Consider the following 16,991-nt stretch of genomic DNA (forward strand, 5'->3'; position numbering starts at 1 on the left):
TTGCGCGACCACGTAGGGTCGGGCGCCGGTCGGAAAGTCGGTCGATCCGGGCGTCTCGCCGACGTGCGACAGGCGTTGACACCGGTCAACGAATGGTTCCAGCACGTCGGAAAATCGCTGGGTCTGCTCTGGCGGCGCTCGTTGCAGCTGCGGGTCATCGTCTCGACGCTGACTCTGTCCCTGATCGTCATCACAGTGCTGGGTGTCGTGCTGACCAGCCAGATCACCGACCGGCTGCTGGACGCCAAGATCAGTGCCGGGGTCGAGGAGATGGACCGCGTCCGCAACACGGTCGAAACCCAGCTGGCGGGGGTCCACGACATCACCAGCCAGCAGCAGCGGCTGATCGACGCCCGTGACTCGCTGTCCAACCGGCGCGATTCGAACCGCACCGGCGGCGCGGCGGGCAGTTTCGATTCGGCACTGAGCATGATCGGCGGGACCCCGCAGCAGGTGATCACCGCCGGGCCGATGACAGAGGTGCCCGACGCGTTGCGCCGGTTCGTCCAGCGCAACCAGGTCAGCTACCAGTTCGCCACGGTCGCGGATCCGGACGGCTATCACGGCCGCGCGCTCATCATCGGCAGCCCCAGCGCCGAGGTGCCCACCCTGGAGATCTACCTGATCTTCCCGTTGAGCAACGAGGAACGCAGCCTGGCACTGATGCGCGGCACCATGCTGGTCGGCGGTGTGGTGCTGCTGATCCTGCTGGCCGCCATCACGGCCCTGGTGACGCGGCAGGTGGTGCTGCCGATCCGGTCCGCTGCCCGGATCGCCGGTCGTTTCGCCGACGGGCGGCTCAAGGAACGCATGCTGGTGCGCGGCGACGACGATATCGCCCGGCTGGCCAAAGCTTTCAACGAAATGGCCGAGAGTCTTTCCAACCAGATCAACCAGCTGGAGGAATTCGGCAATCTGCAACGGCGTTTCACCTCCGACGTCAGCCATGAACTGCGTACCCCGCTGACCACAGTGCGGATGGCGGCCGATCTCATCCACGGCAGCAGCGACGATCTCGATCCCGCGCTGGCCCGCAGTGCCGAACTGCTGGTCACCGAACTCGACCGGTTCGAAGGACTGCTCAACGATCTGCTGGAGATCTCGCGTCACGATGCCGGTGTCGCCGAGCTCCAGGTCGAATCGCTAGATGTCCGCATGTGCGTCCGCGCGGCCATCTCCACAGTGCGGCATCTGGCGCGCGACGCCGGGGTCGAGGTCGTCATCGATCTGCCCGAGGAACCGGTGGTCGCCGAGGTCGATCCGCGACGGGTGGAACGGGTGCTGCGCAACCTGCTCGCCAACGCGATCGATCACAGCGAGGGCAAACCCGTCCTGATCCGGATGCGCGGCGATACCGAAGCCAACGCACTCGCCGTGGTGGTGCGGGATCAGGGTGTCGGTCTGCGGCCGGGGGAGGAGAAACTGGTGTTCAGCAGGTTCTGGCGGTCCGATCCTTCGCGGATGCGCCGCTCCGGTGGGACGGGGCTCGGCTTGTCCATCAGTGTCGAGGACGCCAACCTGCACGACGGCAAACTCGAGGCGTGGGGGCGCCCGGGGGTCGGCGCGAGTTTCCGGTTGACGCTGCCGTTGGTCCGTGGTCAGAAGCTGGGAAAGAGCCCGCTGCCTTTGGAGCCGGGTATGCGCCGCGCACCGCAGCGGCCGCACAGCGATAGTGATCGAGCCGCCGGCGAGCGAGTGGAACTCGGACCGCCGGTCACCGAGACCGAGCCCTGGGCGCCCCGCCCCGCAGTTGGCGAGACAGCGGACCGGGACCTGTCGGCAACGGGTGCTCCGGACGCGGGTTCGGAGTCGGATACTCCTCGATCCGATGTGCCGGTGACCGGGCCCATCCCTGCCGGTGCGCCGGCGAGTGAATCAGTGGCGGCCGATCCGGATTCCGAAACGCCCGCGCAGGATTCGGATCCGGATCGCGACGACTCCGGAGAGCCGGGGCCGCCCGGTCCGGCGGACGGAGGTGCTGTGATCACCGACAGTGGAGACCAGAAATCATGACCGCGCACCTACGGCGGTTGCGGCTGCTCGTCGTGGTGGCCGCGGTGATCGGACTGGCCACCACGGCTGGTTGCGCTAATCTGCCCGATTCCTCGCAGCCCCAGGCCCTCGGCACGATCAACCAGGAACCCACCGCCGAGGGCCCTCCGCTTCCTACCAAGAACCGTGACCCGGATCTGCTGCTGCGGGATTTCCTGCAGGCGACCGCCGACCCCACCGATGGTCATCTGGCCGCTCGGCAGTACATGACCCCCGCCGCCTCCACCCAGTGGAACGACGTCGACTCCCACGTGATCGTGGAACGGGCAGACACCCTGCGGGAATCGCGGACCGAGAACGAGGCGACCTACGTGCTGCGCGCGCGCAAGGTCGGCGAACTCGCCGAGGACGGGTCGTATCACGCGGTCGACGGGATCATCGAGAACAAGATCGAGATGACCCGGATCGACGGCCAATGGCGGATCGACGAACTGCCCGACGGCGTCGTGATGGAGTACAGCGCCTTCACTCAGTCCTACCGTCGGCACGCCCTGTACTTCGTGACCGCCGACGGCCAGCATTTGGCACCGGACCTGCGCTGGGTCGCGGGCCGCCCGGACGAACTGGCCCAGCAACTGGTGAACAAACTGATCGCCGGCCCGCAGCCGTATATCGCTCCGGTCGTGCGCAATTACCTGGCCCCGCCCGTGGCGGTGCGTGGTGTCGTCACCAAGGCCAACGGCGATCCGGTAGGCGTCGGAGTGGGCCTGGGTGGGGTACGGATCGATTTCACCGGGATCGGCGAGATGAGCCCGCGTGACCGTGAATTATTCGCGGCCCAAGTGGTACTCACCCTCGCGAGCGCCGATGTGCTGGGTCCCTACCTGCTGCTCGACGACGGGCGGCCGCTGGACGAGCGGTTCGCCGGCAACGGCTGGTCGGTCGACGATCTGGGCCCGGTCGCCGACTCCGTGCAGCCGGAGTCGCTGATCGGTCTGCACGCACTGCGCGACGGCAAGCTCGTCAAGGTCGAGGAGAACCGGGCCCCGGCTCCGGCCCCGGGATATTTCGGTGATGTGCAGAACCTGCAATCGGTCGGCCTGTCTCCGGACGGGAAACTGGTGGCGGCCGTCGCCGACGCGGGTCGCCAGCCGCCGCAGCCGCAGCGCACCCTGATGGTGGGTAGCTACGGGGGCAACGCCTTCCCGGTCGCGGAGGGCGGCGCCATCACCCGCCCGTCCTGGACCGCCGACGGCAGTGCCGCCTGGGCTGTCATCGACGGGAACCGGATGATCCGGGCGGTCACCAATCTCGATACCGGCACGGTGTCGGTGCAAGAGGTGGATACCACCCAGTTGACGGCACCGGATTCCGGACCGGCTTTCGAACTACCGATCACCGAACTTCGGATCTCCCGCAACGGGGTGAGCACAGTATTGATCGCCGACGGGAAGGTGTACGTCGCCATGGTGCTGCGCCGGCCGGACGGTACCTTCGCACTCACCGCGCCGCGGCAGATCGCCATCGAACTCGGTACCGCCGCGACCTCGGTCGACTGGTTCAGCGACGATACGATCATCCTGGCCACCGCCGGTAACGTCGACCCGGTCCGTACCGTGAAGATAGACGGCTCCGGGATGGCCTCGCTCGGCGGCCGCAACCTCACCCCGCCGGTCCGGCAGGTCACCGCCTCCATCGAACGGCAGTACGTCGCCGACTCACGGGCAGTCCTGGAATTCACCCGCACTCCCGAGGGTGGCGACCCCTATTGGCGCGAGGTTCCCGGTCTCGGCGCCGACGCCGTCCCGGTGCTGCCCGGCTGATTTCTCCGTAGTGATGTCGGTGCCCACCGGCACACTGGCGCCATGCGGACCCTGCTGGATCTGGTCGTACCGATCGAATGCGCCGGCTGCCGGATATCCGGGACACCGTGGTGTGCACGCTGTGCGCGCAGTATCGCCGGTCCCCCGATCCAGGTGCATCCGCGGACCGACCCGGGCGTGCCCTGTTGGGCGCTGAGCCACTATCGCGGACCGGCCCGGCAGGCCGTGCTCGCGGCCAAGGAACGGAACCGGCGCGACCTCGCCCGCCCGCTCGGATTCGCCTTAGCCAGGGGACTGGCCGAGTTGCGAGCCCCGCACCGGCCCTTGATACTTGTACCCTCGCCGAGCCGGAGCGCGGCAGCACGGCGCCGCGGCGGCGACCCGGTATTGCGATGCGCGCGGATCGCGGCGCAGTCGCTGAGCAGTTGCCAGGTGCTGCCCTGTCTGCGAGTCTGGTGGGGAGTCCGCGATTCGGCCGGTCTGACGGCACGCGAACGCGACCGCAATCTCCGCGGTCGGGTCAGTGCTGTGCCACTACCGGCGCGGGCGGTCGATGCGCAGGTCGTCTTGGTCGACGACGTGTTGACGACAGGCGCCACGGTATCGGCCTGCGCCCGCGCCCTCATTGCCGCAGGAACACGCCTGGATGGCGTATTCGTGACGTGTGCCGGGTGAATCCGGGAAATTTGCGTGAACAGTGGCGAACCTTCGATCCGCGTACTAGCGTCGCGTTCACACACCCGATCCGGGAGTTTGGAGGTGGGCCTCGTACACCAAGTGCCGGCCGACTGGATCCGACATGGCCGGCACCGTTTCATCCCGCCGCATGCGAGGAGTGTGCGGCCAGATCCGGGAGGTACGCGTGACGACTACTTCACGACCTTCAGTGCAGGACACAGCCCAGACAGTGCAGGACACAGCCCAGACCGAGCTGGACGATCAGCTCGACCGACCACGGGATACCCGTGCGGAGATCGTGGTCAAGGGCCGCAACGTCGAGGTCCCCGACCATTTTCGAATCTATGTGTCGGAGAAGCTGTCCCGTCTGGAACGCTTCGATCCATCGATCTTCCTCTTCGACGTGGAGCTCTTCCACGAACGCAACCGTCGTCAACGCAAGAACTGCCAGCGGGTGGAGATCACCGCGCGCGGTAAGGGCCCGATCGTCCGTGCCGAGGCCTGCGCGGACAGTTTCTACGCCGCGTTCGAGGCCGTGACCGCGAAGCTGGAGAGCCGGCTGCGTCGCACCAAAGACCGCCGCCGTGTCCACTACGGTGAGAAGACCCCGGTCTCTGTGCACGACGCCACCGCTGAACTGGCCGAAGATGCCCTCCTCGAGGCTCTCTCCGATATCCCGCACGACCATTCCCCGCACAGCCGGAATCGCTCCGATTTCGCGGCCGACTACCCCGAATACGAGGGGCCCGGTCATATCGTGCGCACGAAGGTACATTCCGCGATCCCCATGACGGTCGACGATGCCTTGTACGAGATGGAGTTGGTGGGCCACGATTTCTTCTTGTTCCAGGACAAGGAAACCGATCGGCCGTCGGTGGTCTACCGCCGGCACGCCTTCGATTACGGCCTGATCAGGCTCGCATAGCCGACACTGCTGCCGACCGGTCCGCACTGGGCCGGTCGGCTTTCTCATTCGCTGGTCGCGCCGGTGTACCGCTCCCGGTGCACCGCGGCACTCAGCGGTCGCCGATCGCGCCAGCCGAAATGTTCCAGATCGGGAACGGGTCGGAATTCGGTGACCGGGCCGATACAGAGCCAGGCAACCGGCCGGGCCCCCGCGGGTAGCTCGATCAGGTCGGCGAGGAACGGTTCGTCGTAGAAAGACACCCACCCCACTCCGATCTGTTCGGCGGTAGCGGCCAGCCAGAGGTTCTGAATCGCGAGAATCGTCGAGTACAAACCGGTTTCGGGTACGGTGGCCCGGCCCAGTATCTGGGGCCCGCCCCGCCCATCGTCGTGGACGACCACGATCCCGGTGCCGCTCTCCTCGATTCCCTCGATCTTGATCGGCGCGAAGGTCCGTGCCCGCTCGGCGGGCAGCGAACGCGCGAAATCGAGCCGCCGCTCGGCCACATGGCCCGCGAACTTCCGCAGTGTGTCCGGTTCACGAACAACAACGAAATCCCACGGCTGCGAATTACCGACACTGGGCGCACAGTGCGCCGCCGCCAGAATTCGCCACAGGGTGGGGTCGTCGATGGGGTCTCCGGTGAATTCCGCCCGTACATCCCGGCGGGTACGGATGGCCTCGTAAACGCTCATCTCCGCTGCACACACGGCGCCATTGTTCCCGCTCTGGTTCCGGCGGAGCAGTCGGGTCCGATGACGCGGTTCCGCACTCGATACGTTCGGTGGCTGTTGTCTTTGTCTGCGAGAGGCGCGGGGGCCGGCTCGGCCTGGTGGTTCCCGCCGGGGTGCGTGTGGTCGGTGTGTGCGGACACAGGTGGTGTCGAGCGACCGTGTTGTGAAAACGGTGGCGTCGCTGATCTCGCGACCAGCGGCACCTTTCGAGCTGGGCGTGGAACTACCGGTATGCGGCATGAGAGTGTCACGCTCTGCGACCGGTAGCGACGGAAACGCGTTGACACGCAACTATGCCCCTGTGAGCATCACGGAGTGCAGGCACTGCGAGTCATCAGAGGCGATGCGCCGAGCCCTCAGGCCAAGGGGTCGAAGATCATCGCGCATGTTTGCAACGATCTCGGAGGGTGGGGCAAGGGCTTCGTCCTGGCGATCTCGAAGCGGTGGCCGGAACCGGAACGTGCCTACCGCGGCTGCATCGCGAGCGAGCCGGCACCGACTTCGGTCTCGGTGCCACCCAACTGATCCGAGTTCGTGCCGACACGTGGGTGGCCGATATGGTCGCCCAGCGCGGTATGCGTACCGGTAGCAACGGGCCACCGATCCGCTACGACGCCGTCGCGCGCTGCCTGGGCGCTGTCGCCGACCACGCACTGCGACTCGATGCCGGCGTGCACATGCCCCGCATCGGTTGCGGCCTGGCCGGCGGCCGGTGGGGGCGCATCGACCCCCGAACCGGCCCACGGCGGTATATCGGAGTTCGACCCCGCAGCGTCGGAACTCAGCCGGCCAGAGCGACCGCGCGTCGGCGGAGCCGGCGGCGGCCTTCCGCGATCGCGGTGCGCAGGCCGCGCCGCTGTCCGGTCACCGGGTCGAATGTGGATACCGCCTGCCCGTTGAACTTCCGCTCCGAGGCGGTTTCGGGGGCGTCGTCGGTGGTGTGCCGCAGGTATTTGTTGGGCAGCGACAGTTTCGCGATGGTGCGCCAGGCTTTGAAATACTGAACCGGCAGCGAACCCGTGGTGTACGGCAGATCGTACTTATCGCAGAGTTCGCGCACCCGTACCGCGACCTCCGCGTAGCGATTGCTGGGGAGATCCGGGAACAGGTGGTGTTCGATCTGGTGGCTGAGGTTTCCGGTCATGAAGTGCATGACCTTGCCGCCCGAGATATTGGCGCTGCCGAGCATCTGCCGCAGATACCACTGGGCCCGGCTCTCACCGTCGATATCGGCCTTGGTGAATTTCTCCGCGCCGTCGGGGAAGTGGCCGCAGAAGATGACCGCGTTTGTCCAGACATTGCGGATCACGTTCGCCGTGAGGTCGGCGGTGAGGGTGTGGAAGAACGAGGGGCCGGTCAGCAACGGGAAGACGACATAATCCTTCAGCACCTGCTTCTTGATCTTGGCCTTCACCTCACCGGCCTTGCGATCGAATTCCGCGCGTTCGGGGGTTCCCGCCGGGAACTTTCCGGCGGCGAGCTTGCCGAGTTCGAGATGCTGGATCGCGACGCCGTATTCGAACAGCGATTGCAGCACCAGGTTGTAGACCGGGTTACCGATGTAGAACGGCTTCCAGCGCTGGTCGCGCGTGACCCGGAGCAGGCCGTAGCCGATATCGTCGTCCATCCCCAGGACATTGGTGTACTTGTGGTGCAGGTAGTTGTGGGTGTGCTTCCAGTGCTTGGACGGGCCCGCGTTATCCCATTCCCAATGCGTGGAGTGGATCTCCGGATCGTTCATCCAGTCCCACTGACCGTGCATCACATTGTGCCCGATCTCCATGTTCTCGATGATTTTGGCGGTGCCGAGCAGCGCCACGCCGGCCAGCCAGGCCGGGGGCAGGAAACTGGCGAACAATACGGTGCGGCCGCTGATTTCGAGTGCGCGCTGCAGTCTGATGACATTGCGGATGTATCGGGCGTCCCGTTCACCCCGGGTCGATTCGATGTCCCGGCGAATCGCGTCGAACTCTGCTCCGAGAGCCTCCACGTCCGCCTCGGTGAGATGCGCGTATTCCTTGACATCCGATATAGCCATGGCGGCTACCCTACCGTAAGTTACGACACCGTAAGTTTGGGGATCTGCTCAGAAAATGTGGTGTGCGCCCTATTGCGCGTCCCAAAGCCGGGTGATATGTAAAGCGCAAAAGCCACCGACGTGCGTCACACTCGGGCCTCGATGTGGATGATCGCGAGCTGCGGCGGGCGTGTTACACGCACCGGCGAATTCGCTATCGAATCCGAACGGCCGGTCAGGCGGAGTACGAGGTATGCGATTTACGCAGAGCGTGTCGGGCCCGCCGGAGCAGATCCTGCTCCTGCCGGGCTTTGGCTCGCAGGGTCCGTTCGGCGCCCCGCAACACCTCTTTCTCGTGCTCTGCTTTGGCGCGCAACGCGATCTTCGCCTCGTGCATCGCCCAGCGCAGCCCGCGGCGCTTTCCGGTCGCCGGATCGATACTCCACGGCCGGTTCTCCGACCCCGGGTGCAACGTGACGCCGGCGAATTTGCGTTCCGAGGAGGTTTCCGGCGCATCGTCGGCGGTGCGCCGCAGGAACCGGTCGGGGAGGGCGAGTTTGTGAATGGTGCGGAAGGCCAGCAGGTATTGCTTGCCCAGTGATCCGGTGGTGTAGGGCAGATCGTATTTCTCGCAGAGTCCGCGGACGCCGACCGCGACCTCGGGGTAGCGATTGCTGGGCAGATCCGGGAACAGGTGATGTTCGATCTGATAGCTCAGATTGCCACTCATGAAACCCATGACCGGGCCCGCGGAGAAGTTCGCGCTGCCCAGCATCTGACGCAGATACCATTCACCGGGCGTTTCGCCCTCGAGCTGTTCCTCGGTGAACTTCTCCGCACCGTCGGGAAAATGGCCGCAGAAGATCACGGCATAGGCCCACAGATTGCGGATCAGGTTCGCGGTGGCGTTCGCTTTCAGCGTCGACAGGAACGCGGGTCCGGTGACCGCGGGATAGAGCAGGAAATCCTTCGCGACCTGACGGGTGATCTTGCGGGCGAACGCCTTGTTCGGCTCGGAGAAGACCTGATAGCGGGAAACCCCGGTCAACTCTTTCTCGATCGTCCAATCGTGCAGGGCGATGCCCCACTCGAAGGCCGCGGCGAGCACGATATTGGCGACCGGCTGGACCAGGTGCACCGGTCGCCACGGTTCGTCCCGAGTCATCCGCAGAATACCGAAACCGAGGTCCTCGTCCTTGCCGAGCACATTGGTATAGGTGTGATGGGAGTAGTTGTGCGCCCGCCGCCACTGAGCGGAGGGCCCGGTCATATCCCATTCCCAGTTGGTCGAGTGGATCTCCGGATCGTTCATCCAGTCCCACTGGCCGTGGCTGATGTTGTGGCCGAGCTCCATGTTCTCGATGATCTTGGCGACCGACAGCATGGCCGTCCCGGTCATCCAGGCCCAGCGGTTGCGGCTACCGAACAGCACGGCGCGGGCGGCGAGTTCCAGGGCGCGCTGTGCTGCGATGGTGCGCCGGATGTACCGGGCATCCCGTTCGCCCAGTGATTGTTCGACCGAACGCCGAAGAGTGTCGAGCTCTTGCCCCAGTGTCTCGACATCCTCGGCCGCGAGGTGGGCAAAGGCTCTGATGTCGGTGATTGCCACCGGCGTCCCTTCTGTAGGCGCTGTCTGCGAAGACGAGAGCGGGATCGGTCGGAAACACGAACGGGTCTCCGTGATCTTCCCGGATCCGGGAAGCGACCTGCGGTTCACCTGAGGGTACCTGTAGGTGCCGGCTACCGGGTGAACCGTCGGCGGTCACACCTCGAGCGTGCAGTCACCCGCCGCGGCCGAGATGCACGTCTGCACTTTCTCTCCTTCGAACCGTTCGGTTCCGTTGCGAAGATCGCGTGCATGTCCCGAACTCAAGGTGACCACACACGTCTGGCAGATGCCCATCCGGCAGCCGAACGGCAGCTGAACACCAGCGGATTCGCCGGCCTCCAGCAAGGTGGTGGCCCCGTCCACAGTCACGGTACGGCCGCTCTTGCCGAAGGTGACGGTGCCGCCCTCGGTGGTCGCCGAGCGCTCCACCTCGAACCGTTCCACGTGCAGGGCCGATTCGAGACCGGCTTCGTGCCAGTGCTTCTCGATCTCGTCGAGCATGCCCAGGGGACCGCACGCCCAGGTCTGGCGTTCCCGCCAATCGGGGTAGAGCTCGTCCAGGGTTTCGGTCGCGAACTTGCCCTTCTCGCCGGTGAGGTGGACGTGCGAGACGAATCCGGGATGCCGGGCGTGCAGCGCGTCGAGTTCGGCCGCGAACATCACGTCCTCGGCGGTCCGTGCCGAATGGATGTGCACCACATCGGTCACCACGTCGCGGCGATCCATGGCGCGCAGCATCGACATGACGGGTGTGATCCCGGACCCGGCGGTGAGGAACAACACCTTCGGCGGCGGCGGGGACGGTAGCACGAAGGCGCCCTGCGGGGCGGCCAGCCGTACGACCGTGCCGGCCGACACCCCGTTGACCAGGTGGCTGGACAGGAAACCTTCCGGCATCGCCTTCACCGCGATAGCGATGACCTTCTTGCCGTAGCGGGGGTCGTTCCAGTCGGGCGGGCTGGTCAGCGAATACGAACGCCAGTGCCAGCGGCCTTCCACGAGAATTCCGATTCCGATGTACTGCCCGGGTTCGTAGCGGAAATCGAATCCCCAGCCGGGTTTGATCACCAGGGTCGCCGAATCGGCGGTCTCCTTACGGACGTCGACGACGCGGCCGCGCAACTCCCGCGCCGACCACAGCGGGTTGGCCAGATGTAGATAGTCGTCGGGCAGCAGGGGGGTGGTGACCCGTGCCACCGCGCCCCGCAGCAGATTCAGTTTGCCGCCGCGCTCGGCGATACCGGCCGCCGGCGCCTCCAGCCAGTTCTTGACACCGCGCACCGTCATCGCGTTCGGTTTCCTGCCCATTTGCGCTGTTCTTCTCCTGTGTTCTCCGCGCCCGGGGCGCGCCGTGGCACCAGGTTACGGCATCGTAGGTTCCCCCGGGGTCGCAGGCGATCGGCGCCCGGAGACCCAGTTGCGGCTCACAGCGGTCGCGCGGGGCGACCGTCGGGGATCACAAGCGCCGGGCTCACAGCAGATCGATCAGGAACGGCAGTTCCTGGGTTGCGTACCAGGCCAGTTGATGGTCCTCGGCGTCGCCGAGGACGAACTCGGCGTCCTCGTCTCCCAGGTCGGCGGCATCGATGATGTCGACCGCCTTGGCCACCGCGGGTTCGGCCTCGGCCAGGTCCATATGAACCGAGGCGATCCGCTTGTACTGGATCGGTCCGTCCAGTTTCACGACCGCGTCGTCGAGGTCGGGCCGCAGGGTCGCACCTGTGACGTCCACCGCGATCACCGCACGGCGATACATGGGGGGAGTGGAGCCGTGCACTTCCTCGGCGAGCAGCCGCAACGCCGCCCGCGCGGCCTCGGCCATGGCGGCCTCGGCCAGCTCCTCGTCGTCCCCCGACGCGTAGGCCTCACGCAGGGTGGGGGTGAGCGCGAAGGCCGTCCCGCCCACCGCGTGCAGTTCGCGTGTGTCCACGAGCTCGCGCAGCATCGGCACGGTGGCCGGCACGTACACCCGCATGGTCTTGCGGTCAGAGGCAGGCACCGAGTATCTCCTCCATCGATTCGGGCACCGAAGCGGCCAGAACCCCGATATCGGCCATCGCTTCGCGGTCGGCGTTGAGTCCGTAACAGACCCGTCCGTCGTAGGACGTGATCCCGATACTCGTCGCCTGATTGCGCAGCAGTGGCGAAACCGGGTACATCTCCAGCATCCGCGCCCCACCGACGAACATCGGCGTCTGCGGGCCCGGCGCGTTGGTGATCACCAGATTGAACGTATGGTCTGCGAACGTACTCGCTGCCCGCACACTCATCGCGTGCAGGCTGGCCGGAGCGAAACCGGCGAGATGCACCAGGGTCGCGGCCCGCACACCGTGGCGCCCGCGGGCATCCTCGGCGGTGGCGTGCGAGATATGGGAGAGCCGCATCACCGGGCTGGGTTCGCCGACCGGCAGGTCGATCAGGAACGGTGTGATCCCGCTCGGCAACGTGCGCCCGGTACCCGGCTCGCCGCTGTAACCGGACATCGGTACCACCGCGCGCAGCACGCTCGATTCGGTGAGACCTTTGTTCCTCGACAGCAGCCAATTGCGCAGGGCGCCGGTCACCACGGCCAGTACCACGTCGTTGATCGTGCACCCGGTCTGCTGATGTACCCGCTTGTAGTCGGCGAGGTCGGTGACCGCGACGGTGAACCTGCGCTGGCGGGAGGTCCGCGCGTTGATGGGGCTGTTCGGCATGCTGCTGGTGGCCGACCGAACCGCCGATACGGCGCCGTCCAAGGTGCGGCTCGCCGTGCCGATCAGGCCGGCGGTGCCGGCGCCGACCTCGCGCAGCACCTCCACCGCCGAGCCGGGCTGGGCCACCAGATGCCCGAGCGCGCCCAGCAGCAGATCGGTATCGCTGGGTTCGCGACCCGGTAGCCACGCATCGTCGGCGATCTCCCGCGGGGACTCGGCCCCGTCGACGACGACGTGCCCGATCTCGAGGGCGGCGTGCCCGTCGACCAGGGCGGCGTGCGATTTGGTGTAGAGGGCGCACCGCCCGCCGCTCAAACCCTCGATCAGGTACATCTCCCACAGCGGGCGGCCGGGGTCCAGCGGCCGCGAACCCAGTCTGGCGACCAGTTCGTGGAGCTGCTCGTCGCTACCCGGTGACGGTAGCGCGGAACGACGCAGGTGGTAGGTGATATCGAAACGGCTGTCCTCCACCCAGACCGGCCGGCCCAACGACAGCGGGATCTCGCGGACCTTGCGCCGGTAGCGGGGTACCAGGGGCAGCCGTGACTCCACCAGATCGACCAGACCCTGGTAGTCGAGGATCCGCTCGCCGTCGTCGGCTGTGTTGTCCAGAACGGCCAGTGATCCGATGTGTACCGGATGAGTGGTCGATTCCAGCCGGAAGAAGTCCGCGTCCTGCGGTGTCAGCTTCGCTATCACCCTGGTGTCTGCCCCTTCGGAGTCCGGAATCCGGACTCCATTGTGACCAGGTGACACCTGTTCCCGCACCATTGTGTGTGATATTCCGATATGAAATTCGAGGACTTGCGCGGGGAACCGCAGTGATATACCCGCGCCGGGCCCCGTCGGCCGTCGAATGTGACCGAGGCACACTGGCCGGGTACGCGACGGCGCCTACCATGGGAGCCGCATTACCATGAAGCAAGCTGCGGCTACGCGGTCCTTGACAGCGACCGCGCCGCCGTGAACATCGGAGCCGAAACCCGACCGACCCAGAGGACTGACGAGACTCGTGCCTGCGCTGACACTGACGAGGTTGCTACGTTTTGGTGAGGGTCGCATGGTCAAGCGCCTCTCCCATCTCGCCGACGAGGTGCTCGGGCTCGAGGGCGACTACGAGGACCTCACCGATATCGAGCTGCGTGCCAAGACCGACGAGTTCCGCGAGCGCTACGCCGACGGCGAATCCCTCGACGATCTGCTGCTCGAGGCGTTCGCGGTGGCACGCGAGGCCTCGTGGCGGGTGCTGCAGCAAAAGCACTACCGAGTGCAGATCATGGGCGGCGCGGCGCTGCATCTGGGCAATATCTCGGAGATGAAGACCGGTGAGGGCAAAACCCTGACCTCGGTCCTGCCGGCCTATCTGAACGCGATCAGCGGCGACGGTGTGCATATCGTCACCACCAACGACTACCTGGCCAAACGTGACTCCGAGTGGATGGGCCGGGTGCACCGTTTCCTCGGGCTCGAGGTCGGCGCGATCCTGTCCGGGATGACGCCGCCGCAGCGACGCGAGGCCTACCACGCCGATATCACCTACGGCACCAACAACGAATTCGGCTTCGACTACCTGCGCGACAATATGACCCATTCGCTGGACGATCTCGTCCAGCGCGGCCACAATTTCGCCGTGGTCGACGAGGTCGACTCCATTCTGATCGACGAGGCGCGTACTCCGCTCATCATCTCCGGCCCCGCGGATGCCTCCAGCAAGTGGTATGCCGAATTTGCCCGGATCGCCCCATTGCTGAAAAAAGATCTCCACTACGAGGTCGATATCAAGAAACGCACCATCGGTGTGCACGAAGCGGGCGTGGAATTCGTCGAGGACCAGCTCGGAATCGACAATCTCTACGAGGCCGCCAACTCGCCGCTCGTGAGCTACCTGAACAACTCCGTCAAGGCCAAGGAGCTCTACACCAAGGACAAGGACTACATCGTCCGCGACGGCGAGGTCATCATCGTCGACGAGTTCACCGGGCGCATCCTGGTCGGCCGCCGCTACAACGAGGGCATGCACCAGGCGATCGAGGCCAAGGAAGGGGTCGAGATCCAGCCGGAGAACCAGACCCTGGCCACCATCACGCTGCAGAACTATTTTCGCCTCTACGACAAACTCTCCGGCATGACGGGTACCGCCGAGACCGAGGCGGCCGAGCTGCACCAGATCTACAGCCTGGGCGTCATCCCGATCCCGACCAACAAGCCGCCGATCAGGATCGATCAGGCCGATCTGATCTACAAGACCGAAGAGGCCAAGTTCAACGCCGTCGTCGACGATGTGGTGGAACGCCATCAGGCCGGCCAGCCGGTGCTGATCGGCACCACCAGCGTGGACCGCTCGGAGTATCTGTCCAAACAGCTCACCAAACGCGGTGTCCCGCACAACGTCCTCAACGCGAAGTTCCATGAGAAGGAAGCGCAGATCATCGCCGAGGCGGGCCGCCCCGGCACGGTGACCGTCGCGACCAACATGGCCGGTCGTGGTACCGATATCGTGCTCGGCGGTAACCCCGACATCATCACCGATACATTGCTGCGTCAGCAGGGCCTGGACCCGGTGAACACTCCCGATGAATACCAGGCCAACTGGTTCCACGCCCTGGAGAAGGTCAAGAAGCAGGTCGCCGAAGATGCCGAGGCGGTGAAGGAGGCCGGTGGTCTCTACGTGCTCGGTACCGAACGACATGATTCCCGGCGTATCGACAACCAGCTGCGTGGTCGCTCCGGTCGTCAGGGTGACCCGGGTGAGTCCCGTTTCTATCTGTCGCTCGGTGACGAGCTCATGCGCCGCTTCAACGGCGCGGCGCTGGAATCGATCATGACCCGGCTCAACCTGCCCGACGATGTGCCGATCGAGGCGAAGATGGTCTCCAAGGCGATCAAGAGCGCGCAGACCCAGGTCGAGCAGCAGAACTTCGAGATCCGCAAGAACGTGCTCAAATACGACGAGGTGATGAACCAGCAGCGCACCATCATCTACGAGGAGCGCAACCAGATTCTGCGCGGTGAGGATATGGAGGGCCAGGTCCAGAGCATGATCACCGATGTGATCACCGCGTACGTGGACGGTGCCACCGCCGAGGGCTACGTGGAGGACTGGGACCTCGACAAACTGTGGGGCGCACTGAAAACCCTCTACCCGGTGAGTTTGAACCATCGCGACGTCGCCGGTGAGACCGAGGTCGGTGAAGCCGGTGAGCTGACCCGCGACGACCTGCTCGATACGCTGCTCGACGATGCCCACGCCGCCTATGAGCAGCGTGAGTCCGAAATCGACGGGATGGCCGGCGCAGGAAGTATGCGCACGCTGGAACGCCAGGTCCTGCTGTCGGTGCTGGACCGGAAATGGCGTGAGCACCTGTACGAGATGGACTACCTGAAGGAAGGTATCGGTCTCCGCGCCATGGCCCAGCGTGATCCGCTGGTGGAATATCAGCGCGAGGGCTTCGATATGTTCGCCAACATGCTGGAGGGGCTGAAGGAGGACGCGGTCGGCATCCTGTTCAACGTCCAGGTGGAGGTTCAGCAGCCGCAGCCCGAGGGCGTCGCGGTGGATCCGGGGCTGCGTTCCCCGATCGGCTCGCAGCCGGTACCGCCGGAGAGCCAGTACCCGACCGAAAAGCTTCCGATCATCAACGGCGCACCTCCGGCTCTGCGTGCCCGCGGTATCGGCGAGTCGGGCCCGCGTGGCCTGAGCTACTCGGGCCCGGACGAGGGCGGACGTACCGCGGTGCACAGCGACGCGGAGGAGTACGGTGCCGACGGCCAGGGGCAGGGCACCAGGCGGGAACGCCGTGAGGCCGCCCGGGCGCAGACGAAACAGGGCCGGGGCGCCAAGACACCTCGTAAGCACTGACTCGGAACCGACGGCGCCGCTCTCCTGTACAGGAGAGCGGCGCCGCTGTCTCGGAGGGGTTCCGGAATATTCGTGGGACTCCGGCTCAGCTCATCACGGTGTGCTGCGGGCAGTAGGACCTGACTGCGGCTTCCAGGAACATGTAGGGGTATTCCACGAACGGCCGTGCCTCCTCGGCGAGGTAGGTGCGGTTCGCCGCGGTGTTACCGGAGGTGCCGAGGTATTCGCACTGGGCGTGTGCGAGGGCGATCGCCGCGTCCTGAAGTTGGCGGTTCTCGTCGTCGAACGCGCTGGCCCGGAGGAATTCCCGGTCCGCGAAGGGTAGCTGCGCGACGGAATCGTCTTTACCCGCCGGGCTGTGCGCACCCGTGGAACCCGGGCGCGAGACGCCGGGGTAGGGGTGTGCGGAGGCACTGGAGAAGCTGCCGAACACGAGCGCGGATGCGACCGCGCCGATGGCCAGAGTTTTGAGCATCGTTCCTTCTGTGTTCGATAGTGCGGGACGGGGATGGGTAGCCCGGCCCTGCCCCGACAGCTCGGGCCGGACTATCGCGCCGACGTCTCGTTGCCGTCTCGGCCGAATAACTTCGGTGCGTGCCGCATATTAACCCGCCGTCGAGCTGCTGGTTTGCTGATTTTCGCTGCGTCGCCGAACATCCCATCAATTTGCCTGATG

The 16,991-nt window shown here is 65.7% G+C and carries 12 protein-coding genes; 5 read left to right on the forward strand and 7 right to left on the reverse strand.

Going from position 1 to position 16,991, the window contains the following annotated elements; genetic code table 11:
* Nucleotides 1–63: 63 nt before the first annotated feature.
* The 4 genes from mtrB to hpf all read left to right on the forward strand — a co-directional run bounded on the left by mtrB (nucleotide 64) and on the right by hpf (nucleotide 5,418).
* Nucleotides 64–2,013: an MtrAB system histidine kinase MtrB gene (gene mtrB, locus OG405_RS02145; RefSeq protein WP_442790646.1), complete on the forward strand. Its 1,950-nt coding sequence runs from the start codon at nucleotides 64–66 to the stop codon at nucleotides 2,011–2,013.
* Nucleotides 2,010–3,815 carry an MtrAB system accessory lipoprotein LpqB gene (gene lpqB / locus OG405_RS02150; RefSeq protein WP_327149958.1) on the forward strand — a complete coding sequence of 602 codons (1,806 nt, stop codon included), beginning with the start codon at nucleotides 2,010–2,012 and terminating at the stop codon, nucleotides 3,813–3,815. Before mtrB ends, lpqB begins: the two co-directional genes overlap by 4 nt.
* A 42-nt stretch (nucleotides 3,816–3,857) precedes the next feature.
* Complete coding sequence (locus OG405_RS02155) at nucleotides 3,858–4,490, forward strand: ComF family protein (RefSeq protein ID WP_327149959.1); 633 nt, start codon at nucleotides 3,858–3,860, stop codon at nucleotides 4,488–4,490.
* A 232-nt stretch (nucleotides 4,491–4,722) separates the two neighbouring features.
* Nucleotides 4,723–5,418, forward strand: a complete 696-nt coding sequence (gene hpf, locus OG405_RS02160) for a ribosome hibernation-promoting factor, HPF/YfiA family (RefSeq protein ID WP_442790647.1) — start codon at nucleotides 4,723–4,725, stop codon at nucleotides 5,416–5,418.
* A gap of 44 nt (nucleotides 5,419–5,462) precedes the next feature.
* Here hpf and bluB read toward each other — a convergent pair whose 3' ends face one another.
* The 6 genes from bluB to OG405_RS02190 form a co-directional block, all read right to left on the reverse strand.
* A complete protein-coding gene (bluB, locus tag OG405_RS02165) occupies nucleotides 5,463–6,095 on the reverse strand; it encodes a 5,6-dimethylbenzimidazole synthase (RefSeq protein ID WP_327149960.1) in 633 nt (210 codons plus the stop codon).
* Nucleotides 6,096–6,915: 820 nt separating this feature from the next.
* A complete protein-coding gene (locus OG405_RS02170) occupies nucleotides 6,916–8,172 on the reverse strand; it encodes a fatty acid desaturase family protein (protein WP_327149961.1) in 1,257 nt (418 codons plus the stop codon).
* 214 nt (nucleotides 8,173–8,386) lie between these two features.
* Entirely contained in the window at nucleotides 8,387–9,760 is a 1,374-nt protein-coding gene (locus tag OG405_RS02175) for a fatty acid desaturase family protein (RefSeq protein WP_327149962.1), read from the reverse strand.
* A gap of 153 nt (nucleotides 9,761–9,913) precedes the next feature.
* A complete protein-coding gene (locus OG405_RS02180) occupies nucleotides 9,914–11,068 on the reverse strand; it encodes a ferredoxin reductase (RefSeq protein WP_442790648.1) in 1,155 nt (384 codons plus the stop codon).
* Between the two features lie 163 nt (nucleotides 11,069–11,231).
* Nucleotides 11,232–11,735: a DUF6912 family protein gene (locus OG405_RS02185; RefSeq protein ID WP_327152613.1), complete on the reverse strand. Its 504-nt coding sequence runs from the start codon at nucleotides 11,733–11,735 to the stop codon at nucleotides 11,232–11,234.
* Between the two features lie 10 nt (nucleotides 11,736–11,745).
* Entirely contained in the window at nucleotides 11,746–13,155 is a 1,410-nt protein-coding gene (locus OG405_RS02190) for a WS/DGAT/MGAT family O-acyltransferase (RefSeq protein WP_327149963.1), read from the reverse strand.
* Between the two features lie 313 nt (nucleotides 13,156–13,468).
* Between OG405_RS02190 and secA the strand changes: the two genes are divergently transcribed.
* Nucleotides 13,469–16,315 carry a preprotein translocase subunit SecA gene (gene secA, locus OG405_RS02195; RefSeq protein ID WP_327149964.1) on the forward strand — a complete coding sequence of 949 codons (2,847 nt, stop codon included), beginning with the start codon at nucleotides 13,469–13,471 and terminating at the stop codon, nucleotides 16,313–16,315.
* Nucleotides 16,316–16,400: 85 nt separating this feature from the next.
* Here secA and OG405_RS02200 read toward each other — a convergent pair whose 3' ends face one another.
* On the reverse strand, nucleotides 16,401–16,790 hold the full coding sequence (locus OG405_RS02200) for a DUF732 domain-containing protein (RefSeq protein ID WP_327149965.1): 390 nt from the start codon (nucleotides 16,788–16,790) through the stop codon (nucleotides 16,401–16,403).
* Nucleotides 16,791–16,991 lie beyond the last annotated feature (201 nt).

It is taken from the genome of Nocardia sp. NBC_01329 (assembly GCF_035956715.1).
Lineage (GTDB): Bacteria > Actinomycetota > Actinomycetes > Mycobacteriales > Mycobacteriaceae > Nocardia.